This window comes from Aeromonas sp. ASNIH1 (genome assembly GCF_002934285.1).
GTDB lineage: Bacteria > Pseudomonadota > Gammaproteobacteria > Enterobacterales > Aeromonadaceae > Aeromonas > Aeromonas caviae.
In genome coordinates this window covers 3,388,385-3,414,829 of record NZ_CP026228.1, presented here as the reverse complement: position 1 = coordinate 3,414,829, position 26,445 = coordinate 3,388,385, and the positions used below count along the sequence as shown (strand labels likewise).

The 26,445-nt window shown below is 62.7% G+C and carries 18 protein-coding genes; 9 read left to right on the top strand and 9 right to left on the bottom strand.

The annotated features are described in order from the left end of the window. Positions 1–17: 17 nt before the first annotated feature. From fliD to C2U37_RS16790, 4 genes are all read right to left on the bottom strand, one after another. Entirely contained in the window at positions 18–1,412 is a 1,395-nt protein-coding gene (gene fliD / locus C2U37_RS16805; RefSeq protein WP_104452753.1) for a flagellar filament capping protein FliD, read from the bottom strand. Positions 1,413–1,445: 33 nt separating this feature from the next. Continuing rightward, positions 1,446–1,904 (bottom strand): flagellar protein FlaG, encoded by a 459-nt coding sequence (locus C2U37_RS25125; RefSeq protein ID WP_233768414.1) that lies wholly within the window; start codon positions 1,902–1,904, stop codon positions 1,446–1,448. Positions 1,905–1,945: 41 nt separating this feature from the next. Then, positions 1,946–2,857 carry a flagellin N-terminal helical domain-containing protein gene (locus C2U37_RS16795; RefSeq protein ID WP_104452752.1) on the bottom strand — a complete coding sequence of 304 codons (912 nt, stop codon included), beginning with the start codon at positions 2,855–2,857 and terminating at the stop codon, positions 1,946–1,948. 631 nt (positions 2,858–3,488) lie between these two features. After that, the gene (locus tag C2U37_RS16790; protein WP_104452751.1) at positions 3,489–4,403 is read right to left on the bottom strand and encodes a flagellin N-terminal helical domain-containing protein; all 915 of its coding nucleotides are present in this window, start codon (positions 4,401–4,403) and stop codon (positions 3,489–3,491) included. A 382-nt stretch (positions 4,404–4,785) separates the two neighbouring features. Between C2U37_RS16790 and C2U37_RS16785 the strand changes: the two genes are divergently transcribed. Together C2U37_RS16785 and C2U37_RS16780 are read left to right on the top strand one after the other, a co-directional pair. Continuing rightward, positions 4,786–5,418 carry a trimeric intracellular cation channel family protein gene (locus C2U37_RS16785; protein ID WP_041212810.1) on the top strand — a complete coding sequence of 211 codons (633 nt, stop codon included), beginning with the start codon at positions 4,786–4,788 and terminating at the stop codon, positions 5,416–5,418. Between the two features lie 101 nt (positions 5,419–5,519). Beyond that, on the top strand, positions 5,520–5,912 hold the full coding sequence (locus tag C2U37_RS16780) for a hypothetical protein (RefSeq protein WP_041212809.1): 393 nt from the start codon (positions 5,520–5,522) through the stop codon (positions 5,910–5,912). Positions 5,913–5,987: 75 nt separating this feature from the next. Here the strand turns inward: C2U37_RS16780 and thiI are convergent, their stop codons facing one another. Continuing rightward, a complete protein-coding gene (gene thiI / locus C2U37_RS16775; protein WP_104452750.1) occupies positions 5,988–7,436 on the bottom strand; it encodes a tRNA uracil 4-sulfurtransferase ThiI in 1,449 nt (482 codons plus the stop codon). 164 nt (positions 7,437–7,600) lie between these two features. Here thiI and C2U37_RS16770 point away from each other — a divergent pair, with 164 nt between their 5' ends. Then, positions 7,601–8,560 carry a hypothetical protein gene (locus tag C2U37_RS16770; RefSeq protein ID WP_043156350.1) on the top strand — a complete coding sequence of 320 codons (960 nt, stop codon included), beginning with the start codon at positions 7,601–7,603 and terminating at the stop codon, positions 8,558–8,560. Between the two features lie 88 nt (positions 8,561–8,648). Here C2U37_RS16770 and pbpC read toward each other — a convergent pair whose 3' ends face one another. The 3 genes from pbpC to C2U37_RS25270 form a co-directional block, all read right to left on the bottom strand. Beyond that, entirely contained in the window at positions 8,649–11,048 is a 2,400-nt protein-coding gene (gene pbpC / locus C2U37_RS16765; protein ID WP_199770462.1) for a penicillin-binding protein 1C, read from the bottom strand. Beyond that, positions 11,014–15,858: an alpha-2-macroglobulin family protein gene (locus C2U37_RS16760; protein WP_233768413.1), complete on the bottom strand. Its 4,845-nt coding sequence runs from the start codon at positions 15,856–15,858 to the stop codon at positions 11,014–11,016. The genes pbpC and C2U37_RS16760 overlap by 35 nt, the downstream gene beginning before the upstream one ends. Positions 15,859–16,188: 330 nt before the next feature. Next, positions 16,189–16,323, bottom strand: a complete 135-nt coding sequence (locus C2U37_RS25270; protein WP_010674281.1) for a hypothetical protein — start codon at positions 16,321–16,323, stop codon at positions 16,189–16,191. 30 nt (positions 16,324–16,353) lie between these two features. Here C2U37_RS25270 and C2U37_RS16755 point away from each other — a divergent pair, with 30 nt between their 5' ends. From C2U37_RS16755 to C2U37_RS16735, 5 genes are read left to right on the top strand one after another with little or no spacing between them, the layout of a single operon-like run. Further along, positions 16,354–17,448 (top strand): AI-2E family transporter, encoded by a 1,095-nt coding sequence (locus tag C2U37_RS16755; RefSeq protein ID WP_104452748.1) that lies wholly within the window; start codon positions 16,354–16,356, stop codon positions 17,446–17,448. A gap of 4 nt (positions 17,449–17,452) precedes the next feature. Then, positions 17,453–18,970, top strand: coding sequence for an efflux transporter outer membrane subunit (locus C2U37_RS16750; RefSeq protein WP_104452747.1), 1,518 nt, complete (start codon positions 17,453–17,455; stop codon positions 18,968–18,970). Next, entirely contained in the window at positions 18,963–20,054 is a 1,092-nt protein-coding gene (locus tag C2U37_RS16745) for an HlyD family secretion protein (protein WP_104452746.1), read from the top strand. Before C2U37_RS16750 ends, C2U37_RS16745 begins: the two co-directional genes overlap by 8 nt. 8 nt (positions 20,055–20,062) lie before the next feature. Further along, entirely contained in the window at positions 20,063–21,091 is a 1,029-nt protein-coding gene (locus C2U37_RS16740; protein ID WP_104452745.1) for a DUF2955 domain-containing protein, read from the top strand. Position 21,092: 1 nt separating this feature from the next. Further along, the gene (locus C2U37_RS16735; RefSeq protein ID WP_029314329.1) at positions 21,093–21,521 is read left to right on the top strand and encodes an ion channel; all 429 of its coding nucleotides are present in this window, start codon (positions 21,093–21,095) and stop codon (positions 21,519–21,521) included. Positions 21,522–21,617: 96 nt separating this feature from the next. On the opposite strand, the gene C2U37_RS16730 is transcribed toward C2U37_RS16735, so the two are convergent. Next, positions 21,618–23,306, bottom strand: a complete 1,689-nt coding sequence (locus C2U37_RS16730; protein WP_104452744.1) for an FAD-dependent oxidoreductase — start codon at positions 23,304–23,306, stop codon at positions 21,618–21,620. 134 nt (positions 23,307–23,440) lie between these two features. Here C2U37_RS16730 and C2U37_RS16725 point away from each other — a divergent pair, with 134 nt between their 5' ends. Beyond that, complete coding sequence (locus tag C2U37_RS16725) at positions 23,441–26,380, top strand: sensor domain-containing phosphodiesterase (protein ID WP_104452743.1); 2,940 nt, start codon at positions 23,441–23,443, stop codon at positions 26,378–26,380. The last annotated feature ends 65 nt before the right edge of the window (positions 26,381–26,445 follow it).

The following is a 26,445-nucleotide window of genomic DNA, read 5'->3' as shown; positions in this document are numbered from 1 at the left end:
TGAATTCTCTCGATCTATCAAGAGTTTTGATAATTCGTCTGCAAGGTCGCCAGTGCCGAGGCTGAGCTGTTCATCTTGACCAGCAGGGCATCCAGGCTGCCGTACTGGGCGCGCAATGCCGCTTCATATTTCGCCAGTTGAGCATTGGCCGTCGCCGTTTTCTGGGTCAGCGCACGCAAATCCGAGTTCAGGACATCTTCCCGCTGTGCCAGCATGCCGCCACTCTTGGTGTACTCTTTCAGGCCGGTATTCAAGGTGGCCGCCAGCCCCTTCTCTTCACCAAAGAGCGCCACCACCTGATCGAAGTTCTTGTCGACCGCCTCACCGAACTTGGTCTTGTCGAGGGACAGTTTTCCCTTGTTGTCCATCTTGATGCCAATCTCAAAGACGGTGGAATAAGTACCGCTGTTCTGAGAAGGGCTGACCAGCAGGTTGCTCATGAAAGACTCGATCGCTCGGGTGGTGGAATCCCCGGCCAGAGCACCGCCATCGTCCTGCTTCACACCACCCACGAAGGTGTTGCGTTTGCCCAGGGAATTCATCTTGTCTTGCAGAGTGTTGTAACCATCCACGAACTGCTGGACAAGCTCCTGAATGGATGTCTTGTCGGTAGTGATATCTACCTTGTTGGCCTTGAGATCTCCGACACTGTCCTTGTCCGACACCCGCAACACGGTCACCTTGAGATCCTGAATGGAGTCGTCAAAGGTGTTGGTGTCGCTCTTGAGGACGTTGCCATCCACGTTGATCTCGGCACTGCTGGCCGCCCGGGTCTGGCTCATGACACCGCCGCCGGCCTCGAAGATGGCGAGTTCGGCCGTGTTCCCGGTGATGGTCAGATCCTTGCCATCTCCCGAGATGCCGGAGTCGATCACCAGCTTGGCCTTGCCATCCGCCGTGTTGACGATGTTGGCACTGAGACCGAAGTTGTCGCCATTGCTGTTGATGCTCTTGCGAATGTCTTGCAGGGTATCGCCCGCTTTCACATCCACCTTGAAGGTCTTGTCGCCGGCCTGGAAGGTCAGTTGCCCATCCTGAGTAACCAGGGAAGTGGTGGAGCTATCGAAGATCCCTTCCTGACGACTCGTTTCCGCCAACTTGTTGACGGTGATGTTGTACTGCCCATTGGAGGCGCCAGACTTGCTCTCCACCTTCAGAACAGGGTCATCCTTGCTCTGGGTGATGTTGATGGCGCGCTTGTTGAATGCACCAGGCGCACTCAGTTTATCAAGAATGTCGGTAAAGGCAGAGATGGAGGATTTCAGCTGACCTATGCCAGACAAGGTGATCTGGGTACTGTTTTGCTTGGTAATGATCGGCTGCTGCAGCTGGGCTTTTTTCGCTGACACACTCGCCGAGATCACGCTCTCAAGATCGATTCCAGACCCCGCCCCCGCAGAGGTAATTGCCATCACGTCCTCCTTTCTTTCGACCTAAAAAATGGGTTACACCTGACCATCGAACAGCAGCCCGGAGAGGCTGGATACCGTGTTTCCCGACTGCTCCATGGACTGTAACCTCTTGCTAATCACGAGCATCTCTTCGCTCGGGATCTGGCGGATCACCTGTTTGGTCTCCGCATCTATCACCTTGATCACCGGCTGATCGAACTCGGGGATCAGGTTGAAGTTGATCGTCCACCCTTTCATTTTGCTCAGGTTGTCCAATCTTTCTTGCAATTCTTGGGCCTGTTTTTCTATATCAGCCTTGTCCAGACGCGGCTCTGCTGTTCTGATGTGTGTCAATGGCGCCTGCGATACCTGGGCTGGCGATTCGACGTCTTTCTGCTCGACCACATCATGTCCACCCGAAACGGGGGGAGAAACAGGCATGGCGACCTGAAGGCCGCCATGTTGAGTGAGCGTCGAAGTAACAGAGGGCATGGCTATCGATTCAGTGGCCATCTGCTGCTCCTTGTATCAGTGATGTTGACGGTATGACCCGCTTAACCCAGCAGTTGCAGCGCAGACTGCGGACGCTGGTTGGCCTGAGCCAGGATGCTGGAAGCCGCCTGCTGCAGGATGTTCTGCTTGGTCATGTTCGCGGTTTCGGTCGCGAAGTCTGCATCGCGGATACGGGAGCGCGCTGCACTGACGTTTTCCGCGATATTGGCCTGGTTGCGAATGGTCGAATCCAGACGATTTTGCACCGCACCCAGCTCGGCACGCTTGCTGTCCACCACCCCCAGCATGGCATCGGCAGCAGCTAAAACCTCTTGAGCTTTACTTTGAGTGCTGATACTGATCCCACCTGCACTGCCACTACCGAAAATATTTGTTATAGCAACAGTTGTCACAGCACTGGCTGCATTCAAAACGCTAATCGTAGTTCCCGCAGCGGCAGCTATACCAGAAATGCTGAAGCCAGCGGACTGGTTCAGGCTAAAACCGATGGTCTGGTTGGCGTCGGCACCAACCTGGAAACTGCCGGTATAGCTACCATCCAACAGCTTGGTGCCGGCGAAGGTAGTATCGTTAGAAATACGGTTGATTTCAGCCCCCAACTGATCTACTTCCTTCTGCAAGGCATCACGGTCCTTGTCGGAGTTGGAGCCGTTGGCAGATTGCTGCGCCAGGGTGCGCATGCGCTGCAACATACCGGTCACTTCATCCATCGCTCCTTCCGCTGTCTGCGCCAGGGAGATGCCGTCGTTGGCGTTGCGATTACCCTGATCCAGACCGTTGATCTGGGAGGTAAGACGGTTGGAGATCTGCAGACCGGCCGCATCGTCCTTGGCGCTGTTGATGCGCAGGCCGGATGCCAGACGGGTATAAGAGGTATCCATCGATTTGCTGGTATTCATCAAGTTGCGTTGAGCATTCAGTGATGAAGTGTTGGTGTTGATAAACATGGCCATAAAAGTTTCTCCTGATGAACAAGACACTGCGGGCCCTGCTTGTTATGTCACACACAATCAGGCTCCCACCGTTCAGATGGACAGATTGAACAGATCTGTCTCATCTGGCGGGTCCTCTGTTTGAACAGACATCGAACCCGCAGTTGCGCAAATGCTGGATTTCCGAACACCCCTCAATTTGCTTCACACTCTGTAACGGCAGTTCTGTCGGTAACTTTAGGAAATTTATTGCCGCTCTCACCAACAAAGAGGCAAACACCATCCGCCCAAAGTAGAGACGACAAGAGGAAGTTCCATCATGAGGCCGCCGATCTCCTTGTCGTTACTCTTTGTTCGCATTACCTAAGGACGCCAAACAAGCTGGCACGTTTTATGCCTTTAATAGTGGACCGTCGATTTTTCGACGCCCATAAAAAAGGCCGACAATGTCGGCCAAAGAAGAGCTTACGCTCAGGAGAACAACCTCGGGGGATGACAGAGTGAACGATCTGCGCAACACTCGAGGGGTATACCAATAAGAGAACTTCTCTTTCGATAGAACAAGGCGTAAATCCGAACACCCCATTGTTCCATCTTGTTTTGCCAGGGCGGCCTGAACAACCGCCCTTTTCTTTTTCTCACTCTGAGCGTATTAACCTTGCAGCAGGGAGAGCGCGGACTGCGGGCGCTGGTTGGCCTGGGCCAGGATGCTGGAGGCCGCCTGCTGCAGGATGTTCTGTTTGGTCATGTTCGCGGTTTCGGTCGCGAAGTCCGCGTCACGAATACGGGAACGAGCTGCCGAGACGTTTTCGGAGATATTGGCCTGGTTGCGAATGGTGGAATCCAGACGGTTCTGTACCGCACCCAGTTCTGCACGCTTGCCATCGACCACACTCAGCATGGCATCTGCTGCGGCTAAGACCTCTTGAGCTTTACTTTGAGTGCTGATGCTGATCCCACCGGCACTACCACTACCGAAAATATTTGTTATAGCGACAGTTGTCACAGCGCTAGCTGCATTCAAGACACTAATCGTAGTTCCCGCCGCGGCAGCTATACCAGAAATGCTGAAGCCAGCGGACTGGTTGAGGCTAAAACCGATGGTCTGATTGGCATCTGCACCGACCTGGAAGGTGCCGCTAAAAGAACCATCCAGCAGCTTGGTGCCCGCGAAGGTGGTCGCGGTGGAGATACGGTTGATCTCGGCACCCAGTTGATCCACTTCCTTTTGCAGGGCATCGCGATCTTTGTCGGAGTTGGAGCCGTTGGCCGATTGCTGGGCCAGGGTGCGCATACGCTGCAACATGCCGGTCACTTCGTCCATCGCCCCTTCAGCAGTCTGAGCAAGGGAGATGCCGTCGTTGGCGTTGCGGTTGCCCTGGTCCAGACCGTTGATCTGGGAGGTCAGACGGTTGGAGATCTGCAGACCTGCCGCATCGTCCTTGGCGCTGTTGATGCGCAGGCCGGAGGCCAGACGGGTGTAGGAGGTATCCAGGGATTTGGTGCTGTTCATCATGTTACGCTGAGCGTTGAGCGATGAAACGTTGGTATTGATATACAGACTCATGATTTTTCTCCTAAGCTATTAAAATTTAACTTTAATTCACTCAGGCTTTATTGTGTTTTGTGCCTGATATGTTTAGTTAACGGCGCCTTTTCACAAGACTTTAATTTCTTTTTTCTGCCTTTATGGCAGTAATCGCCGCCTAACCTATATATCGGCCTCTATTCCCTTCCCTTGAGAAAAAAATCGGGATTTTTTGTCACCTGACAGCCCGCCCCCCGAGCCATAGTGCCCACAGCCCGCATCAGACAAGGCGGGAGCGTGATATTCACCCAGCCTTCAGAAACCGGCGCTGGCTCCCACTTTTGCACGCCAGCATTGCTCATCCCCACACCTTGCCCCTAAAATCGCCGCCCCATCATCTATTGGACGTGAGTTGTTCTCCATGCAGACACTGGTTGAGCAGATTGTTTACATCAGCGACATGTTTGGTACTGCGGTATTCGCGTTTTCGGGCGTACTGGTGGCCGGCCGTCTCAGGATGGACGGTTTCGGTGTCATGGTGCTGGCGGCGGTCACCGCCATCGGGGGCGGCACCATCCGCGACATGATCCTGGGGGCAACCCCCGTCTTCTGGGTGCGCGACCCCCTCTATATCTGGGTGGTCATTGCCACGGCACTCATCGGCATGTGGATGGTCAAACTGCCCCGTCGCATGCCCTGGTACGTGCTGCCGGTGGCGGACGCCTTCGGGTTGGCGCTCTTTACCGTGATCGGGGCACAAAAAGCCCTCAACTTTGGTACATCTGGGCTTATCGCCGTATTGATGGGCACCATGACAGGGGTCGCTGGGGGCATGATAAGGGACGTGCTGGCCCGGGAAGTGCCCATGGTGCTGCAAAAGGAGATCTACGCCACCGCCTGCATTCTGGGCGGCATCCTCTATACCTTGTCGCTGGAGGTCGGGGTAGACAGGGTCAGCGCCATGCTCATCAGCATGCTGGGGGTGTTTGGTCTGCGGGTGGCGGCCATCTACTGGCACCTCTCCCTGCCCACCTTCTCGCTGCAGCGCAACTGAGAAGCCTCAGAGTGGGCGAGATCCCATCCCGGCAGGGACAAGATTGAACCAAGCCGGCTTTTCTGTTGTCATACAGGGGTCGTTTCAAGCCGGAAAACCTCATGCAAAAACTTGGGCTCATTACCACGCTTGTTCTGATGATGGTGGCAGCGGCTCATGCGGGGGCACAGGCCCTGTTCGGGCGTCTGGCATCCACCCCGGTTCAGCAGTTCAACCAGCAGATCCGTCAGGCGAGCAGCAGTCAGCAAGGCTGGGTCAACGACTATCGCGAAGTGGCTCGCCGCTTCGTGGGCCATGAAGATGTACCTACCCGTATCCATGCCCAGCAGCTGGACAACGATCTGGTGCTCTCGGTGGCCCTTGATGGCCAGCGCAGCGACATGCTCTACATCCTGACCCTGTTTCGCAGCAACAACCTGTGGCAGATGCGTCAGGCCGAGATGGGCTGGCGCTGTCAGGGTCAGGAAACCTTCACCCCGGTCCCCTGCCCCTGAGCATCTACCTTCATCTGAGTGAAATAAAAAATCCGGCGCCTTGGCCGGATTTTTTATACGCGTCTTGCCGTCACATCACGGACGGTAGACCTTGACGTTGGCAAAGCCCTTCTCTTTCAGGTAAAGCGCCTGCAGCTTGCTCATCACGCCGCGATCGCAATAGAGCAGGTAGGTCTTCTCTTTCGGCAGGTCACCAAAGGCGGTGGCCAGCTTGAAGAAGGGGATATGCATGATCTCGCGCCCTTCCACCACCAGCGGCTTGTCGTCATGCTCCTCCATGGAGCGAATGTCCAGGATCACCTCGTCGTCACCGCTCTCGGCGGTGGTCTCCACCTCCTGCACCTCGGCGGCGGTCTCTTCACCGATGCGACGAATGTCGAGGTAACGGGCCTCGGCCACCACCTTGTCCAGAATGGCAAAGTCGAAGTTCTCCTCTTCCGCCTCGATGCGGGAGAGCTCGGCCTTCACGGTCGGCTTCTTGGAAATCACGCCGCAATACTCCGGCATGGTCTCCGCGAACTCCAGGGTACCGATGCGGCGGGCTTCGCTGATGATGTCCGGCTTGTCCCAGGTGATGAGCGGGCGCAGGATCACCTTGTCGGTCACCCGGTCGATGACGTTCAGGTTGGTGAGGGTCTGGCTGGAAACCTGGCCAACGCACTCGCCGGTCACCAGGGCCGGGATCTGGAACTCGTCGGCCACCTTGGCAGCGGCACGCATCATCATCCGCTTGAGCACCACCCCCATCTGGCCGTTGTCGATCTTCTCGAGGATCTCGGCCACCACGGGCTCGAAGTCCACCGCGGTGAAGCGCACCCGGTGGGAGGAGCCGAAACGGTTCCACAGGTGATAGGCCACCTGCTTGACGCCAATCTCGTGAGCCGCCCCACCCAGATTGAAGAAGCAGTAGTGCACCCGGCAGCCGCGCTTGATGAACTGGAAGGAGGCCACACCGGAGTCAAAACCGCCGGAGATGAGGCTCAGCACATCCTCCTGGGTAGCGATGGGCATGCCGCTCAGGCCCTGATGGATGGCGCTGACAATAAAGAGCTCTTCGCCGTCGATCTCGAGGTTGATCTTCACATCCGGGTTCTTGAGGCGCACGCCGTTGCTCACGCAGTGCTGGTTCAAACCACCGCCCACGTAGCGCTCCACTTCGAGGGAGGAGAACTCGTGCTTGCCGTGGCGCTTGGCACGCACGCAGAAGGTCTTGCCCTCGAGCTGATCACCCCAGACGGCTTTCACCTGCTCGAAGATGTCGTGCAGGTCGGTAAACTTGCTGGCCTGCACCTCGAGGAAGGCCTGAATGCCGGGGATGCAGGCCAGGGCTTCGATGGCTTGCTCGCGGAACTGGTCATTGCGGGAGCTAACGATCAGCTTGTCCCAATCCATCCGCACCCGGGCATCGTCGTCAAAGCGGCGCAGGACATTGCGGATATTGCCCTGCAGGATCTTGATGAAGCGCTGGCGAACCGACTTGCTCTTGATGGTGATTTCAGGGAACAGCTTGATAATGAACTTCATGGTAATGACTCGGGTGGCCTTGATTTAAGGGCGCGAATTATATCAGAACTTTGTGAGCAGCGCCTACTGCATGAGCGGCCGCTCACATTCCCCCACGCAAAGTTTGCCGCATCCGGGCAATCATGCGTATATTCCCACCCCTGCATCCTGGCAACACAGCATCCATGAAAACCCATATCTACTACCCCGGCATGGAGGTACGCGACGAGCTCTGGCTCAAGTTTGCCCTGCTCTATCTGGAGCGGCTCGCCTTCGTCTTCACCGTCAGTGAGAAGAGCGGTCTCACCGCCCTGCTGGAGACCCTGCGCCAGCAAACCGACCTGCTGGCCGAGCCGCCACAACCCGCCTTCTTCGCCCATATCACGCCCCAGGTCGAGAGCCAGATTGCCGGCCTGGTCGCCCCCGATTTTGTCCGCCACAAAGTGTTTGGCAACAGAGAGCTCATCGCCCGCTGGCGTTCAGCCGCCAACCACGACTGTTTCTGCCCGGCTCAGGCGGGACTGGAGCGGCTGCACGGGTTTTGTCTGACCCACGGCTTTGCGACGCAGGATGAAGGGGGGATCAGAATGGCGCGCCGCTTTGCCAACCTGCTCTCCATGCGCCTCGCCCGTGAGTGGGCACTCGCCAATGACGGGGCGCTTATTACCGATCACGACTATCTCGACCGCCTGCTTCACCTGCTCGAATCCCGCTACCACAATCGCGGCGGTCAGGATTGCTTCCACCTCGAGATCCCGCTGCAAGTGCCCACTCACCTGGCCGACATCCCGTTTGCAGAGCTCATTGCCCTGCGGGGGCGAAGCGGCTTTCGTCAGCAGCTCGCCGAGTTCCATCAGGCCCTCGATGCCCTGCTCGCCATGCTGGGCAGCGGCTACGCCGAACCCGCCGTGTTGACCCGCTTCGAGCAGGCCCAGCAGGGGTTCACACCCTTGCTGGGACCCGAGACCGTCACCCTGCCGCTCACCACCCTCGTCAGTACTGGCTTACCGGCCATGGCGATGATCCACCACCTCAAGGGGAGTCACCCACAGAGCGACCTGGTATTTCATCCCATCAAGAAGAGCCACTTCCACCAGCGCAAGAGCCGGCATTTCTTCACCCGGCTGGGGCAGGTCAAGCCCTGACTCCCCGCCTCTGCCGGGGAATCGACAATCAACTGACGGCATCGGGACCATCCCCGATGCCGTCAATATTCTGGCGCTCACCACGCCCTCAGGAGGGGTTTTCCAGCCGAAACTCGATGCGATCGCTGTTTCCCGCCTCATCCACCACCACCAGCTGATAGCGGCCCGCCTTGCTCACTACTTGATCCCCGTCCCAGCGCAGCCGCTGGCCGTTGAGAAACCATGCCGGCTTGCCGACACCGCCCAGCACCCTGGGCTGCAACCGATAACGCTGACTGCGGATAAGGTTGCCCTCCCCCAGTGCCAGGATGCGGATGGGGGCCTGCTGCTCGGCGCTCTGCCCCTCCCCTGCACAACCGCTGGCAAGCAGCGCCTGACGCCGCTCGCCCGGTGAGCGCCATGGCTCCAGCGACAGCGGCCAGAGCGCTCTAAAAGCGGATTGTGCCGCATCGTGGCAGCGGGTCAGCGTCGGCTTGCCGTCGACAGTGAGCGCAACCTGGCGCAGCGGCGAGGGCCAGTCCATGGGATCCGGCAAGGTGGGAGGATCCCGCCCTTCCAGCAGCCAGGCGCTCTGACGCTGCAAACAGGCCTCTGGCAGGGTCGCGCTGGCCTTGCGCCCCAGCGGCCAGCAGATCTCGGCCTCGCTCACCGTGTTGGGCTGCGCCGGCAAGGGGCTGTTGTCAGCCAGCCGCGAGTAGACAGAGAGCAGCAACGGCACCGCTGCGCTCTGGCCGTAAAAACCGGGCAAAGGGGTACCGTCGGGGCGTCCCAGCCAGATGCCGATAGTCCAGCGACCTGAGACCCCCATCGCCCAGCTATCGCGATAGCCATAGCTGGTACCGGTCTTCCAGGCCAACCGGTTGACCCGGCCGGTCGCCTCGCTGGCAAAAGGCTGGTCCGCCCGCCCCTGTGCGCTCAATATTTGCCAGATGATCCAGGCCGCTCCCGGGCTCAACAAGGGGCGCGACACCGCCTGCTGCCCCGCCAGCCAGACCGGCATTGCCACCTGCCCCTGCCGGGTCAGCGCACTGTAGAGCGCCACCAGCTGCTCGAGCCGGATCCCCGCCGCTCCCAGCGCAATGGCCGGATTGGGCTTGTCGGAAAGGGCCAGCCGCACCCCGGCGTTGTCGAGGCGGCTGACCAGTTTGTCGGGCCCCAGCGCCTCCAGCACCTGCACTGCCGGCACGTTGAGGGATTGCTGCAGCGCCTGGGCGAGGGTCACCGGCCCCTGAAAGGCGCCGGAAAAATTGGCGGGTCTATAGTCCGAGCCCAGCCTTGGCGCATCGGAGAGCAGGGAGGCCGAATGCACCAACCCTTCATCCATGGCCAGACCGTAGATAAAGGGCTTGAGGGTGGAGCCGGGAGAGCGGATCGCCTGCACCATGTCGAGGTAACCGTGGCGGCGCAAATTGCCATACTCGGCGCTGCCCACGTAGGCGCGCACCGCCATGGTTTTGTTGTCTACCAACAGCAACGCCGCTGAGGTCTGCTCGGGGAAGCGGCGAATGTAGCTCGCCACCCGTCCCTCCAACCAGCGCTGCAGATCGCCGTCTATGGTGGTATGCACCAGCTCCCCGGCCTGATGGTCGGCGGCGAGGCGGGCAAAGAGCGGCGCCTCCATCGGCGTGAAGTGACCTCGGGCCAGCACAGGCTCGATGCGTCCCTCCTGCCAAACCTGCTCTGGCCAAGCGCCCTGCGCTACCAGCCGCAGCATCACCTTGTCACGGGCGGCGCGGGCCCGCTCGGGATGCCGGTCCGGCCGGTTGCGGCTGGGAGCCTGCGGCAGCACCGCCAACAGAGCCGCCTCGGCATAGGTCAGCTTGGCCGCACTCTTGCCGAGATAGGCAAAACTTGCCGCCTGCACCCCCTCCAGGTTGCCGCCAAACGGCGCCCGGTTGAGGTAGACGGTGAGCAAGGTGCGCTTGTCGTAGTGCCACTCCAGCTGCAGCGCGCGCGCCATCTGGCGCAGCTTGCCGGGCACGCTTCTGTGGTAGGGCTCGATAAGGCGCGCCACCTGCATGGTGAGGGTCGAGCCGCCCGAGACGGCGCGCCCGTAGCGCAACCACTGCCAGACCCCGCGCACCATGGCCACCGGATTGACCCCGGGATGACGCCAGAAGTAGCGATCCTCGTAGCCCAGCAGCGCCTCGATATAGCGGGGGGAGACCTGCTCCAGGGTCACGGGGTAGCGCCACACGCCGCTGGTATCGGCAAAGGCGCGCAGCGGCCGCCCCTTCATGTCGAGCACCACCCGCGCATAGGCCGGGTCGAGTGGTGGCGGCGGGAAGAGTCGATCCAGCGCCAGCAATGACAGGAGCAGTGCTACAACGCCCAGCACCGAAAAGCGCAGCCAACGTGGCAGGCCACCAAGCCAGTGCCAGCCAGCGCGACCCAGGCTCAGCCAGCCACTCTGCCAGAAAGTGAGCGGGCGAACCCGCTCAAGGGAGGGTTTGTTACTCAGAGATACGCACCTCGTGGATATCCTCACCCACAGCCCGCAGCTCGGGGCGGTACATATCCTCCACCTGGGTCGGCGGCACCTGATAGCGGCCCGGCGTCACCGCCCGCATCAGGTAAACCAGCTGCTGGTTGCTCCCCTCGCTCAGATCCAGCGCGGCCGTGTAGCGGTCATCGCGAAACTCCTGATGCTTGAGGTAATCGTTCCACTCGTTCTGCCACGCCGGTTTCCCCTCGATGGAGAGCTCTTCCAGCTTGATGCTGTTGCCAAGGGCCGGATTCTCCAGCTCGAAGCCGGCGGGCACCATCTCCACCAGCAGGGCATCGGGCACCGCCGATTCACTGCTGACATTGAGCCGCACCACCACCAGATCGCCCACCTTCACCTTGGCGGGATCAAACGGTTGACCATCGCTGTTGAACCAGCTGCGGGTCACGCTCATTCCCATGCTGATCCGTGCTGGCGCCTGCTCGGGGTAACCGACCAGAGTGCGCTGCACATAGAGGGATCCCTTGCCCTCGTTGGTGACGGCGCTCGCCGCCAGCGCCTCAGGGGTGCCCTGCTGCAGCGGAGCCGAACCGCTCAGGGATCCACTGCCAAGAGAGGAAGCCACCCTGGCCTGCCAGTCGACGGCCGGATCGACGCGGGCGAGTCGCAGCAGGGCGAGCCGCTCCTGAGTGCTTAGCCACTGACGATGGGCCAGGGTATCGGCCACCTTGGCACTGAGGGCCGGCCAGCGCTCCGCAGCCAGCTTGTGCTGGCGCAACAACGAAAGCTCAAGGGCCTGATCGCGCAGCGGCGAGCCGTAATCCCCGAGATAGTCGTCCCCGCGCTCGGTCGTCAATGCCCGGCTGAGGGCCTTGGCGGCGTTCTGCTCATCCCCCATGGCCGAGAGCGCCAGCGAGAGGTGGAGCAGCGGCAAACCGGAGCGGGCGTGATCGGCCTGCTGCTCCCAGATAAGGCGCAGGGTAGCGAGTGGGGCCTTGCCCACTCGGGCCAGCACATAGGCACTGTAAGCCTGATAGGCCAGCCGGCTGTGCTCGGGGGCACTGCTCCAGCGCTCACCATACTGACTGTCGGTGAGATAGCTTTGCATCCGGTTCAGCGCCTGATTGAGCATCGCCTCCGGTACGGCGTCGCCCGCCTCCTTGCGCGCCAGCAGGTAGTCGACGGCATAGGCGGTGAGCCACTGCTCCTCGTCGGAGCGACCATCCCACAGGCCAAAGCCGCCGCTTGGCAGTTGCAACCGCTGCAGCCGTTGCAGCAGGGCGCGTTGCACATCCGCCTCGCTCGCCGCTTTCTTGCCCTCTGCGGGTTTGCTCCAGGCGGTGCGCTCATCGGCCGTGGTCAGCAAGTAAGGCCAGGCACGGGACAGGGTCTGCTCCAGACAGGCATAGGGGTAGTCGGCCAGCGCCTGCCACTGGGCTGCCGGATCCCAGGGGGGAGTGCCGGAAAGACTGAGCAGCCCCTGCAGATTGGCGGGATCCAGCCCGGCCAGCTCAGCTGGCGCAAAGCTCATCTGCTGGCCGGGGGCCAGCATCTGGTAGCGTTGGCGAGTCTCGGCCGGCCAGGGGGATCGCAGCGGCAAAGTCCAGTCGCGGCTGATGGCAAAATCCTTGCCGCTGGCCGCCAACTGCAGGCTTGCCACACCGCTCGCCCCGGTCACGGTGAGCGGCAGGGTCAGCCACTGCTCCTCGCCGTTTTTCAGGGCAAGGGTGCCGGGCAGCTCGCCGTTTGCCTTGAGCCCGCCGTTGAGGGTCCAGGCAAGGGAGAGGGTCTGATCCTCACCGCTCATGTTGCGCAGCTGCACCAGCGCCCGGGTCTCATCCCCTCTGGCGCCAAAGCGCGGCCAGCCAATTTCGGCCACCAAGGGCGCCACCACCTTGACGGCGCGCTCGGCCTCACCGACTTGCTGTTCGTTCCAGGCCAGCGCCATCAGTGCCAGCTCGCCGTTGAAGTTGGGCAGATCGAGCGGGATCACCGCCTTGCCCTGTTCATCAAAACTCACCTCGCCACTCCAGAGCGCTGCTATTTCGACCCGACTCTCCAGCGCGCCGCCCTTTTTCAGCGGCGCCCGATCGCCCCCGTAGTTGAGGCGGGCCAGCTTGCCATCCTGCGGCGGGATCACCTGGCCGTAGTTGTCGAACAAATCTTGGGCGAAGCGCTTGCGGCCAAAGAAGATCTCGAACGGGTCGAGGGGCTGGTAATCGCTGATATTGAGCACGCCCCGATCGACCGCGGCCAGCACCACCCGCCCCTGACTGTTGGGGGTGGAAGTGGCGGTCACCTCTAGCCGGGTGAGCGGCACCGCTTTATCCGGCGCGCTCAGGGTAAGCGGCAGACGGCGCGCTTCCCGATCCAGAGTGAGCGGCACCAGCCCGACCGAGCGCAGGCTTTGCCCCTGCTGCTTGCCAGCCGGTTTGGAGGCGCTGTCTGGCGCGGCGATCTGGGCCGAGATATGCAGGTCATGACGCTGCCACTCGGGGCTGACCGGGATCTCGAACTCGCCACGGGCATCCTTGGCATCGCCGCCGGCGCCCTTGAGCTCGATGCGCTGCCACCAGCGCAGGCCGTCGCCATCTTCCACCAGCAGCAACCCCTTGCCGGGGCGCGGCGCCACCAGCGTCACGTTGGCCTTGTCACCCGCCAGATAGGCGCGCTTGTCGAGGGTGATGGCAATCTTGTCAGGCCGCGCCTGCTCCCCACCGCCGCCCCAGGCGTAACTGCCTATCTCCACCCGCAGGCTCGATTGATGGCCCTGACTGTTCTCCACCTCCAATCGATACCAGCCCGCCGCCAGTTGCAGCGTGAGCGGGGTCGGCCCCTTGCCATCCAGCTGCAGGGTCTGCTCCTGCTCCAGATAGGGCTGGCTGTTGAACTCGTACTTCCACCCCTCCCCATCGGCGTAGTGCCAGTAGTAGTCGCGGTACTCGTTGATGAGGCGCACCTTCACCGCCCCCGCCACCGGCTGGCCTTGCGCATCGAGGTTGAGGATCTGGAAGGGGAGCGGCTTGCCCCCTTCTACCCGATCCGCCACGAAGTCGGCCTTGAGCGCAGGCCACTGGCTGCCCGCGGGCCAGCCATACTGGGTACGGCTGCGGTTGACGGCGCGGCCACCGGGTTCGGAGAGCGACACCCGATAAGCCACCTCCAGCGGCCCGAGGGCGCGCACCCCATCGAGCTCATCAGCAAGCGAAAAAGTCCCCTGCCCCTGCGCATCGAGGGTGAGACTCCGCGGCTCGAGATCCTTGGCCTGCTCGGCGAGCAGCACGTCCCCCAGCGTGAACTCCTGCCACTGGGTAAAGGGCATGGTGGCGCGGCTTAACTTCACCTCCGCCTTGGCCTTGGTGGCACTGGCCGGCGCGCCGTAGAGATAGTCCCCCTGCAGTGGCAGGGTGAGGGCGGCGTCCAGATCCGTCACTTCACCATCCGGCCCCTTGCCAAGCTGCAGTTTGAGCCGCTCCGGCAAAAACTCCTCCACCAGAAAAGGCCACTCGAAACGACTGCCAGCAGCGGTCTTGAGGTTGATGGTCCAGCGCCCGAGCGGCGCATCATCCGGCAAACGCAGACCGTAGTGGGCCGCGCCCAAATTGTCCGGCAGAAGCCGTTTCTGCTCGAGCAGCTGGCCGTCCGGCTGCTTCACCTCCAGTTCCACCGCCATCCCCGGCAGCAGCTGGCCATCCTGTCCCTTGAGCAGGATCTCGCTGTCGAGCCGCTCGCCGGGGCGATAAAGGTCGCGCCCGCTAAAGAGATACAACTGCTGGGCCTGCCAGGGCTGGGTGCCGAGATCGAAGGTGGAGAGGTCGAGCGCAGCCCCATCGAGACGCAGCACCGCCAGATGGTTGCCCTGTTCGGCCAGCAGCAAGCGAGCCCCCTGCACCTGATCGAAGCGACGATGGCCCTGCGGATCGGTGGTTTGCACCTGCAGCCGGTTGCCCTTCTCGTCGAGCAGGGAGAGCTGCACATCCTTGAGCGGGTCGGCGCTGGCCAGGGAACTCACGAACACCTCCAGCTCATCGCGGTAACGGCGGGCACTGAGCCCCATGTCGCTCACCGCGAAATAGGTGGTCTCCTTGCGCCAGTCGTAGTTGCCAAGGGGGGACATCACCGCAAAGTAGACGCCAGCCTCCGCCAACTGCGGCTCCTTCACATTGATAAGGCGGGTCTCGCGCCGGTTGGCATCGAGCTCCAGCGCATAGCGGCCACTGAATACCCGCCTGGCCCGCTTGGTGATCTGCTCAAGCTCCCAGTTGCCCATGCCGGCACCGGGGCGATACTCGGCCAGGAAACGGGGCAGGTATTCGGCATCGACCCGAAAGAAGTCGATATTGACCTCGTCCACATTGACCGCGCTGATGGGCAGGCGCAGCTCGTCGCGCAGCGGCAATACCATGCCGCTCGCGGTAAACGACGCCCCTGCCTCCAGCGGCCGGGTCTTGAGGGTCCAGCGCTGGGGGGATGGGCCCAGCCCCGCCTTGAGGCTCACCTCGTAGCGTTTGTCGGGTTGCACGTTCGGGAAATAGAGGGTGCGGCCATCGTCGGCGAGGATCCACTCCCCCTGCACCTGCTTGCCCCCTTCACTCACAGAAAGCCAGCTCTGCCAGTTTGCCTTGGGCGCCAATGGGCCGGAGAAGACCAGGGCCAGCGCCGGGGCATCGCGGTATTGGCGTGCATTGGCCTGCACCACGGAGGCGGGCGCTCCCGCCTCCTGCCGGGCCATCGGTTCTGTCGTCGGCACCTGGCTGGCAGGCTTGTCGGGGCCGCAACCAGCCAGCAGCAGCGCCGCCAGCCAGGCCACACGGGGAAGACGAGTCACGGGGCAGGAGAGAGAGAGGTGCATGGTGTTCATCCCGGGTTGGATCGCCGCAGCGCAGGAGCCAATAGAATAAAGCGTCACTCCCGGGAACACCAACTGCCATATCGGGCGGCATCGGCCAACAGAGATGGGCGCATCGCCTCGAACGGGAGCGCGACGCCCCGTGAACCGCGAGGTTTATTCGAGACCCTTCATGCGATGTCCTGTTCCATGAAAGAGGATTGTCGTGATTTTCTGAACCCAGGCTAAACCGGGCACCACTGTTCACTTGAGCGCGATCGGGCCATTCATTATTCTCGGCCCTGCTCAACGCAGGCCTTCCAATCAACGACATATCAAGCAGATAAATATTTTTTAAGCCTTGAACACCTGTGCCATACATAACGTGCAGGTGCGCTCGATGTATGCCTCAACCATTGAAAACAAACTTATTAATTGTCCATCGACCAGAATGCCGACCTTGAGTTCACACAGGGTCAGCGGGGTCATGCATCCATCCCTCTCTGGAGTCATATCAGCATGGAAAATAACGATCTGTCCCTCGTCGAAAAAAGATTGGTTGCCCGATTCCTGGACATGTTCATCAAATTTGGCCTTATTCTGGCGCTAGGCTCGTTCTGCTTCACCGTGTTCTCCCCCTTCATGAACATGATGCTGTGGGCCCTGATCCTGGCGGTCACCCTTTACCCCCTCCATCAGCGCTTTGCCGCCCGACTCGGGGGAAAACAGGGCCAGTCGTCCACCCTGCTGGTCCTGCTGGGCATCCTGCTCATCGTGGCCCCCACCGTTGCCATGCTCGGCTCCCTGGGAGACAGCGTCAGCGCCCTGATAGACAAGGTGAACAACAACACTCTGGTGATTCCGGCGCCTTCCGCCGACATCGCCAGCATCCCGCTGATCGGTGCCAAGCTGCACGCCTTATGGACCAAGGCATCCGTGGATCTGCCGAGCCTCCTCATCAGCTACAAGCCGCAGCTCGGCGACATGGCCAAGCAGACTGTCGCCATGCTCGCCAGCATGGGGGGCGGCCTGCTGGGCTTCGTCGCCTCTTTCATCGTGGCTGGCATCATCATGGCCTGGGGGGCACCGGGTGCCATCAGCGCCGAGCGCATCGCCATGCGCATCACCGATGAGCGCAAGGGCCTCGCCCTGACCAAGCTGTGCACCAGCACCATCCGGGCCGTGGCCATGGGGGTCATCGGGGTCGCCTTCATCCAGGCCCTGCTGGCTGGCGTCATCATGTCCCTCGCCGGGATCCCGGCGGTCGGGATCTTCTTCGTCCTGGCGCTGATCCTGGGTATCGCCCAGGTCCCCGTCATCCTGATCACGGGACCGGCCATTGCCTTCATGTGGATGGCGGGGGATCACGGCACCCTGCTCAACGTCATCTACTCAGTGCTGCTGGTCGTGGCCGGCATGGCCGACAACGTGCTCAAGCCGCTGCTGCTGGGGCGTGGCGTCGATGCGCCCATGCCGGTAGTGCTGCTGGGGGCCCTCGGCGGCATGGCCACCAATGGCATCCTCGGCATGTTCATCGGTGCCACCCTGCTCTCCATCGGCTATCGCATCTTCATGGCCTGGGTCAACGACGGTCTGGCCAACGCGGAAGAATAACCCCATGGCCGACGCACTTTCTCTCCTTCGCCCCCTGTTTGCAGGGGGCACCTGCCTGCTGCTCGGTGCCTGTACTCTGCTCGGGCCCGATTATCAGGCCCCCGGTGTCGAGGAGATGGCCAACTGGCACAGCGCCAGCGAGGGTCAGCAGGCGGTGACGGTGACCGACTACCGACGATGGTGGGACAACTTGCACGATCCCGTGCTGAGCGCCCTGGTGGAGGAGGCCTTCCTCAAGAATCCGGACGTGCGGATCGCCGGCCTGCGGATCCTCGAGGCCCAGGCCCAGCTTGGCATCGCCGAGAGCCTGCTCGGCCCCCAGGCGACGGTGGGAACGGCAGAATTCCTCCAGGCAGGTCAGACCCGGGGCGGCCACAGCAGCGCGGGCAACAGCTACGGCGCCGGCTTCAACCTCGGTTGGGAACTTGACTTCTGGGGCAAGTTCCAGCGCGGAGTCGAGGCGGCGGATGCCAGCTATTTCGCGACCCTGGCCCAATATGACGACATCCAGGTGTTGATGGCCGCCCAGGTGGCCCAGCTCTATGTGAGCATCCGTACCCTGGAGGCCAGGCTCCAGATCGCCCGGGAGAATGCCCGCATCCAGCGGCGCAGCCTGGAGATCACCGAGCGACTGTTCAAGAGCGGCAACAGCGCCGAGCTGGACGTGCAGCAAGCCAGGACCCAGTACCTGGGCACCCTGTCCGGCATTCCCCAGCTCGAGACCAGCCTGCGCCAAAGCCAGAACGCCCTCTCCACCCTGCTCGCCCGCGCCCCGGGGCCCCTGCCCGAGATGACCACCAACACCGGCAAGATCCCCCAGGGCGAGCTGGCCCTGGTCACCGAGATGCCCGCGGATCTGCTGCGCCGCCGTCCCGACGTGCGGGTGGCGGAGCGTCAGCTGGCCGCCCAGTCGGCCCTCATCGGGGTGGCCGAGAGCGAGCTCTACCCCTCCATCACCCTGCTCGGCACCCTGGGAGTCAATGCCAGCGGCGGGGAAAGTGGCACCTTCTCCTGGGCCGTCGGGCCGTCGCTGAGCTGGAACCTGCTGGATCAGGGGCGGCTCGGCAACCAGATCCTGGTGCAGGACGCCCGCTTCCAGCAGCTTCACGAACGCTATCGCGACAGCGTGTTCAAGGCGGCCCGCGAGGTGGATGACGCGGCCGTGGCCTATGCCAACGGCCAGGAGGAGATCGCCCTGCTGACCCAGACCGGCGAAGCCGCCCGCCGCTCCCTCGAAATCGCCAACACCCAGTACCGCGAGGGGATGGCGGACTTCCAGCGGGTGCTCGACTCCCAGCGTGCTCTGTTCAACCAGCAGGAGCGCCTGGTCAACAGCCGCGGTGCCCGGATGCGCGACCTCATCACCCTCTACAAGGCACTGGGTGGCGGTTGGGAACAGGGGCGCGAACGTCCCCTGGTGACCCCCAAGGTGGAGGCTCAACTGCGCACGCGCGCCGACTGGACCCCCCTGCTCGACGCAGCCCACTCCCCCATGACACAGAAGGCAAACTCCCATGACTGACACAGCCTCTCCCGGTCAGGCCAGCCGCGGCGCCACCCTCGGGCTGCTGGCCGCGATCCTCCTCCTGCTCATCTGGTATCTGCTGGCGGACAGGTTGACCCCCTACAGCTCCCAGGCCCGGGTGCAGGCCTTCGTGGTTCCCGTCGCCGCCGAGGTGGCAGGCCAGATCAAGCGGGTCTATGTCCACGACAATCAGGACGTGGAGGCTGGCGCCCCCCTGTTCGAGATCGATCCCGAGCCTTATGACATCGCCCTGGCCAAGGCCAGATCCGACTACCAGACGGTGCTGAGCGGCGTCAAGGCAAATACCGAAGGGGTCAAGGCGGCCGAGGCCTCACTGATGGCCATGCGCGCTGCCTACGACAACGCGGCCAAGGATGCCGAGCGCCAGGAGCGGCTCTATCGGGAGGATCCGGGGGCCATCTCGGTGCGTCGCCTGGAGGTGGCCCAGGCCAGCCGCGAGACCGCCAAGAGTCAGGTGGCGGCGGCCGAAGCCGACGTTCGCCGCACCATCGAGGCCGCCGGGGCGAGCGGCGATGACAACTCCCAGCTGCTCAGTGCCCGCTCGGCGGTGCACAAGGCCGAGCTGGATCGCCAGAACACCCGCGTGGTGGCGCCGGGTCGGGGCCTTGTCACCGACTTGAGCACGGATGCGGGCCAGTTTATCGGGGCCGGCGCCCCGGCCATGACCCTGATCGCCATCCACGACGTCTGGGTATCGGCGGATCTGACGGAGAACAACCTCGGCAACATTCGACCAGGGGACAAGGTCGCCATCCTGCTCGACAGCCTGCCTGGACAGCTATTCGAGGGGGAGATCCGCAGCGTCGGCTACGGGGTGGGCGATGGCAAGAACCAGCCCGCCGGTACCCTGCCCACGGTGGACAACAACCGCGACTGGCTGCGCCAGGCCCAGCGTTTCCCGGTCAAGGTCGCCTTCCAGAGCGACGACTTCCCCCCGGTCGAGGCGCTGCGGATCGGTGGCCAGGCCGACGTGCTGGTCTACACCGGCGAGAGCGGGGTGATGCACCTCCTGGGGGCACTCTATATCCGCCTGATGAGCCTCTTCTCCTTCCTCTATTGAGGTACCAGATGCATAACGCCGACAAGGCTGTACTGCGCATTGGCACGGGCATCGGGCTCGCGACGGGGATCTGTTACGGCCTGGCGCTGCCCATGCCCCACCTCGGGGTCATCATGGCCTGGGTGGTGCTGTGCCGACCCGGCGAGCCGCTCAGCCTTGGCAAAGGGTTGCTGGGTGGCGCTCTGCTGCTGGCCGTGATGGTCGGCGGCGTGCTGCTGGTGCCCCTGCTGACCCACTATGCCCTGGCGGCCGTGCTGCTCGTCGCCCTGCTGCTCTACCTGCTGATGCAGCAGGCGATGGCCGGCAAGGGGGCCGCCGCCATGCTGCTCATCATGGCCATCACGGTGATCCCGGTGGCCGGTCTCATCGAGCAGTCCCTTGCCATCGCCCTTGCCCAGATGATGGGACTGGGGATCCTGATAGGCACCCTGGTCAACCGCCTGGCCCACGCACTCTTCCCTCCCCTGCAGGTGGCGGGAGCGGCGGCAAGACCGGTGCCATTGCCCCCCGAACATCCCGAGCGGCTGGCGCTGCGCGCCGTCGCCATGGTACTGCCGATGTGGCTGCTGGCCCTCGGCAATCCGGCGTTCTACATTCCGGCGGTGATGAAGACGGTGACCCTGGCCCAGCAGAGTACCTCCCTCAACGCCAGACAGGCGGGCCAGGAGCTGGTGCTCTCGACCCTGATGGGCGCCCTGCTGGCGTTCGCACTCTGGCTCGGGCTCAGCCTCTGGCCCTCGCTCCTGATGCTGGTGCTGATACTGGCCCTGATGACCCTCTGGCTGGCGCGGCGCCTGGTGCGGCTGGTGGCGGGGCGTTTCCCGCCATCCTTCTGGAGCAACGCCTGGATCACGGCGCTCATCCTGTTTGGCCCGGCCATCGAGGACAGCGCCACCGGCAAGGATGTGTGGTTGGCGGCCGCCATGCGTTGCGGCCTCTATCTGGTGGTGGCCGGCTATGGCTGGCTCTGTATCTTGCTGCTCGAACAGTGGTGGCCAGTCGGCCGCCCACTGGCAGAAGCCAAGCTAGGAGATTGATATGTTAACGATTTTTTTGGTCGGCATCCCGGTGATCCTGGTCAACATGCTGCTGCAATCCCTGGTATCCGTCTGGTGCATCCGCTTCTACGTCAAGCGATTCAATCGACGCGAGGGGGCCCTGGCCGGCATGCTGGCTTTGTTTGGCATCATCACTCTGGTGATGCTGGGCAACCTGGCCCAGATCGGCGTCTGGGGCGGGCTCTTCCTGTGGCTCGGGGAGTTCGATACCCTGCAGGAGGCCGTCTATCACTCCGGGGTCAACTTCGCCACTCTGGGCTATGGCGACATAGTCATGAGCCCGCAGTGGAAACTGCTCGGCCCCCTGGAGGCGGTCAACGGTGCCCTGATGATAGGCCTCTCCGGCGCCTCCATGCTCGCGGTCTTGCAGCACCACATTCGCAATCAGCTCGCTGACAGCCCCCCCTGAGAGCGAGGGGCCACCTGCGGCAACAAAACGGGCCACTCACTGGAGTGGCCCGTTTGCATACAGAGTGATCAATCGGGCCATGTCAGCCTGGAGGATCTACTCGGCGATCACCGCCTGCCAGGTCTTGAAACCGCCTGAGAGGTTCTTGACCCGAAAACCGTGCTGGCTCAGCAGGCGGCAGGCCACGTGACCCCGCAGTCCCACCTGGCAGCTGATGAGCAGCTCTTTATCCTTGGGCAGCTCATCAAGACGGTCGCGCAGCTCGTCCAGAGGAATGTGCATCGCCCCCGGAATGCGTCCCAGCTTGTCGAGTTCGGGGCCGTTTCGCACATCCACCACCTGCTGATGGGGGTGGCGAGCCTGCACCTCGGCTGCGTGGCAGAGCAGGGTGTCCCCCTTCAGATGGTTGCTCGCCACGAAGCCCGCCATGTTGATCACATCCTTGGCTGAGCCAAAGGGCGGCGCATAGGTGAGCTCCAGATCCTGCAGATCAAATACGGTGAGGCCGGCGCGCTGGGCCACCGCCAGCACGTCGATGCGCTTGTCGATGCCATCCTTGCCGATGGCCTGGGCGCCGTAAATCTTGCCATCGGGGGCAAACAGCAGCTTGAGGCTGACCGGATGGGCGCCAGGATAATAGCCGGCGTGGCTGCCCGGGTGGACATAGACCTTCTCGAACGGCAGCCCCAGCTGCACCAGTCGCTTCTCGTTCAGCCCCGTGCTCGCCACCGCCAGATCGAACAGCTTGCAGATGGCGGTCCCTTGCGTCTTCTTGTAGGTTTCGCTTCGCCCCAGCATGTTGTCGGCGGCGATGCGCCCCTGGCGGTTGGCGGGGCCCGCCAGCGGGATCAGCACGGACTCGCCGGTGACAAAATCGATCTCCTCCACCGCATCCCCCACCGCGAAGATGCAGGGATCCGAGGTACGCATCCCGGCATCCACTTTGATGCCGCCCCGCGGTCCCAGCACCAGCCCCGCCTTGGCGGCGAGCAGAGTCTCGGGCTTGACGCCGATAGCGAGGATCAGAAGGCCGGTGTCGAGATGAGAGCCGTCATTGAGGGTCAGGCGCAGTCCACCCCGCTGGGCGGTCGCCACGGCGGCGGTCTTCTCGGCAGGCACCTCCAGGCTTTCGATGGCAGCGAGGCCGGTACGCAGGCGAAGATCGACCCCCTCCTCCCGGATGCGGGCGTGGAGCAGGTTGGCCATCTCCTTGTCCACCGGCGCCATCACCTGATCGGAGAGCTCCAGCAGGGTGACATCCAGCTTGCGCTGGTGCAGCGCCTCCATCATCTCCAGCCCGATGAAACCGCCCCCCACCACGGTGACGTGGCGGGGCTTGTCGTGCGCCAGCGCCGCCAGGATGCGATCCATGTCGGGAATGCTACGCAGGGTGTGTACCCCCGGGCTCTCGATGCCGGGGAAGGGAGGCCGGATGGGGGCAGCGCCCGGGCTCAGCAGCAGCACGTCGTAGGCTTCGCGCCGCTCTTCGCCGGTGAGCAGGTTGCGCACCAGCAGGCTCTTGCCGGCCCTGTCTATCTCGATGACGTCGTGAAACACCCGCACATCCACGTTGAAACGGCGCTTGAAGCTTTGCGGCGTTTGCAGCAGCAGGGCATCCCGATCCGGGATATCCCCCCCGATGTGATAAGGCAGACCGCAGTTGGCGAAGCTCACGAACTCGCCCCGCTCGAACATCACGATCTCCGCCTCTTCGCTCAAACGGCGGGCACGGGCGGCGGCGGACGCCCCCCCGGCCACACCACCCACAATCAGGATCCGTTTCATCTGCAAGACTCCACTCAACAGGAAATGACCAATAAATTAGACTTATCTAATTTAGAATTCAATGAAATTTTGTTTGCCACGGATTTGCAGTATTCTTGCCCTCCGACAATTGCTCAACAGGATAGTGTCAGTTCATGTCGTCTACCGCGCTCAGCCATCTTCCGACCGCCAGCCAGGCGCCCCTGTTCTTCCGCCTGGATACCCGTAGTCAACGGCTGGTCGCCCTGACCGATGTGATGCAGACGCCGCTCCACTGGCTCGACGAGCCCCGCAGTGCCTGGCCGGCCCAATTGCCGGACGCCCTGCGCCAGCCCATCGAGCAGCGGCTGGCCAGCGGCAAGGGGGGCAAGCTGGTGCTGCGCTTTGACGCCCTCCTCTGGCACATTTCCCTCTCCCACGAGCAGGACGCCTTCTGGCTCATCTGCCTGCAGACCCAGTCCCAGGAGAGCGCCGCCAGCCTGTCCCTGCAACTGCCGCGCCTGAGCCAGATGGCCAGCCAGCAGCAGTATGACGCCATGCTGGAGAGCCTCAAGGAGTGCCTGGGGGCCGATCGCCTGATCCTCTGGCACTACCAGGCCCATGGCGCCCTTGGCGGCGAACAGCTGACCCCGGTATTCACCCTGGGGGTGGACGCGCTCGGTGCCATTCGCGGAGACAGCCGTTACATCCGGGCCCTGCGCGCCCGGGGCGCCCTGAGCTTCTCGGAGGCGGCCCACCAGCCCATGTTGAGCCAGCACTACTATCTGGCCGATGCCAATGTCTGCTCCCGCCTGGACGGCGCCTTGCTGGAGCAGGAGAAGCTCATCGGCGTGCTCAGCCTGGAGTATGCCGAGAGCACCCTCATCAGCGATGACACCCTGCAACTGGTGCGTCATTGCGCCCGTTTGCTCGGCCACTGGCAGCCGGACCCCGTGGCGACCGACACCCCGGACCTCGCGCCCCCCCCGGGGCTTGCCAACCTGACCGGCAACGACTACTGCCGCGCCCTGCTGCGCTGGGCCATGGGCCTGAGCGGTGCCCACATGGGCTGGATCGGCGAATTTCAGCCTCGCGGCCAGGATCTCTGGCTCATTCCCCGCTGCGTGGTGGAGGGGGAGACCTTCGCCGTCGTCAAACCCATGCCCATGGACATCGGCCCGGGCCGGGAGATCTTCCAGCACGGGCAGAGCCTCTACGTGGAAGATCTGGCCCTGCGCTATCCCCAGTCCAGCCAGCTGCTGGCCCTCGACGCCAAGGCCTATGTCGGCATCCCCTTCCCGGGGCCAAACGGTCTCCCCCTGGGGCAGCTCACCCTGCTGCTCGCCACCCCTCTGGCCGATCCCGCGCCCCTGCTGGACGTCCTCTACGAACAGCGCGAGCGGGCCGCCAGCGAGTTGCAGCGCCTGGCCAATGACGATGCCCTGCGCCTGGCCGAAGTGGCCTTCAACACCCACGACGGCCTGCTGGTAATGGATCACGGGGGCATCATCCTCAAGGTCAATGCCTCCTTCAGCCGCATCACCGGCTTTGCCAGCGAGGAGATGCTGGGCCTGCACATCGACGCCCTGAGGCCCACCTACTATGGCGACACCCTCAAGGAGGAGGTGATCGCGGCGGTCAACCGGCAGGGATACTGGCTCGGGGAGGAACAATGCCTGCACCGGGAGGGACACCTCTTCCCGGTGCGGCTCATGGTGAGCGGGGTCAAGGACGAGGAGGAGGAGATCAGCCACTTCGTCTGCAGCTTCCACGACATCACCCAGGAGAAGGAGACCGCCCGCCACATCGAGCGTCTCGCCTACTACGACGACCTGTGCGATCTCTACAACAGGCGGAGCCTGACCGACATCATGCAGCGCACCCTGCAGACCCCGAGTGGCCAGTGGGGGGCCCTGCTGCTGCTGGATCTGGACAACTTCAAATCCATCAACGACTCCCTCGGTCACGCCTGCGGCGATCTGCTGCTCCAGGCCGTGGTGGTGCGACTCAAGTCCCTGCCCCAGGAGAACCTGGTGCTCGCCCGCACCTCGGGTGACGAATTTGCCCTGCTCTTCACGGCACTGGGCCAGGGCTATATCACCGCCAAGATCCTGGCGGAGCACTTTGCCCGGGAGCTGATGGGGATCTTCCGTGCCCCCTTTGACATCGGCGATCACAAGCTGCACTGCAGCGCCTCCGTGGGGATCAGCCTGTTCAGCGATGACGACAAGGATCACCTTGTCCTGATGCAGCAGGCCGATACCGCCGTTCACATGGCCAAGCGCGCGGGCCAGGGCAACCATATCTTCTTCAGTGAAGCCATGGCGGAAAAAGAGAAGAGCAAGCTTTCTCTCAACAACCAGCTGCGCGATGCCCTGCGCAACAACGAGCTGGTGCTGCACTACCAGCCCCAATACCGGGTCGACAACGGCACGCTCTCGGGCATAGAGGCGCTGCTGCGCTGGCAGAAGGCCGACGGCACCATGGTGCCCCCCGGGGAGTTCATCCCCATCGCCGAGGAGACCACCCTGATCCAGGAGATAGGCTACTGGGTGATGAAGACCGCCTGTGCCCAGTACAGCTTCTGGCTCAACAACGGTCTCGCCATCCCCCATCTGTCGGTCAACGTCAGCGCCCGCCAGTTCCACACCGCCGGTTTCGTGCAGCAGGTGGAGTACATTCTGCGGGACACCGGGGTGCCCCCGTCGCGCCTGCTGCTGGAGATCACCGAGTCCGTGGTGCTGGAAAACCGGCTGGAGAGCATCGCCAGGATCCGCCAGCTCAAGGCCCTCGGCCTGCTCATCTCCATCGACGACTTCGGCACGGGCTACTCGTCCCTGGCCTATCTGCGGGATCTGCCCGCCGACGAGGTGAAGCTCGACAGAAGCTTCATCCAGACCCTGGTCCACAGCGAACAGGACAAGGCCATCGTCAAGGCCATCCTGGATCTCGCCCGGGTGTTTCGTTTCACCGTCACCGCCGAAGGGGTGGAGGAAGAGGAGCAGCTCGCCGTGCTCAAGGCCCTGGGATGCCAGCATTATCAAGGCTTCCTCACCAGCCGGCCGCTCCCCGTCAAGGCACTGGAGAGCCTGCTGGGTGCCACCCCTGCGGGCTAAACTGGTAGGATTTATAGGGCTTTCTGTCATAAAATAACGACCGCTCGAACCTTGTCCGCACCATT

What these genes read in the sequence shown, in the direction of transcription:
- fliD (WP_104452753.1), bottom strand. Translation starts at nt 1,412, where the DNA reads ATGGCAATTACCTCTGCGGGGGCGGGGTCTGGAATCGATCTTGAGAGC.
- C2U37_RS25125 (WP_233768414.1), bottom strand. Translation starts at nt 1,904, where the DNA reads ATGGCCACTGAATCGATAGCCATGCCCTCTGTTACTTCGACGCTCACT.
- C2U37_RS16795 (WP_104452752.1), bottom strand. Translation starts at nt 2,857, where the DNA reads ATGGCCATGTTTATCAACACCAACACTTCATCACTGAATGCTCAACGC.
- C2U37_RS16790 (WP_104452751.1), bottom strand. Translation starts at nt 4,403, where the DNA reads ATGAGTCTGTATATCAATACCAACGTTTCATCGCTCAACGCTCAGCGT.
- C2U37_RS16785 (WP_041212810.1), top strand. Translation starts at nt 4,786, where the DNA reads ATGCAGACACTGGTTGAGCAGATTGTTTACATCAGCGACATGTTTGGT.
- C2U37_RS16780 (WP_041212809.1), top strand. Translation starts at nt 5,520, where the DNA reads ATGCAAAAACTTGGGCTCATTACCACGCTTGTTCTGATGATGGTGGCA.
- thiI (WP_104452750.1), bottom strand. Translation starts at nt 7,436, where the DNA reads ATGAAGTTCATTATCAAGCTGTTCCCTGAAATCACCATCAAGAGCAAG.
- C2U37_RS16770 (WP_043156350.1), top strand. Translation starts at nt 7,601, where the DNA reads ATGAAAACCCATATCTACTACCCCGGCATGGAGGTACGCGACGAGCTC.
- C2U37_RS16760 (WP_233768413.1), bottom strand. Translation starts at nt 15,858, where the DNA reads ATGCACCTCTCTCTCTCCTGCCCCGTGACTCGTCTTCCCCGTGTGGCC.
- C2U37_RS25270 (WP_010674281.1), bottom strand. Translation starts at nt 16,323, where the DNA reads ATGACCCCGCTGACCCTGTGTGAACTCAAGGTCGGCATTCTGGTCGAT.
- C2U37_RS16755 (WP_104452748.1), top strand. Translation starts at nt 16,354, where the DNA reads ATGGAAAATAACGATCTGTCCCTCGTCGAAAAAAGATTGGTTGCCCGA.
- C2U37_RS16750 (WP_104452747.1), top strand. Translation starts at nt 17,453, where the DNA reads ATGGCCGACGCACTTTCTCTCCTTCGCCCCCTGTTTGCAGGGGGCACC.
- C2U37_RS16745 (WP_104452746.1), top strand. Translation starts at nt 18,963, where the DNA reads ATGACTGACACAGCCTCTCCCGGTCAGGCCAGCCGCGGCGCCACCCTC.
- C2U37_RS16740 (WP_104452745.1), top strand. Translation starts at nt 20,063, where the DNA reads ATGCATAACGCCGACAAGGCTGTACTGCGCATTGGCACGGGCATCGGG.
- C2U37_RS16735 (WP_029314329.1), top strand. Translation starts at nt 21,093, where the DNA reads ATGTTAACGATTTTTTTGGTCGGCATCCCGGTGATCCTGGTCAACATG.
- C2U37_RS16730 (WP_104452744.1), bottom strand. Translation starts at nt 23,306, where the DNA reads ATGAAACGGATCCTGATTGTGGGTGGTGTGGCCGGGGGGGCGTCCGCC.
- C2U37_RS16725 (WP_104452743.1), top strand. Translation starts at nt 23,441, where the DNA reads ATGTCGTCTACCGCGCTCAGCCATCTTCCGACCGCCAGCCAGGCGCCC.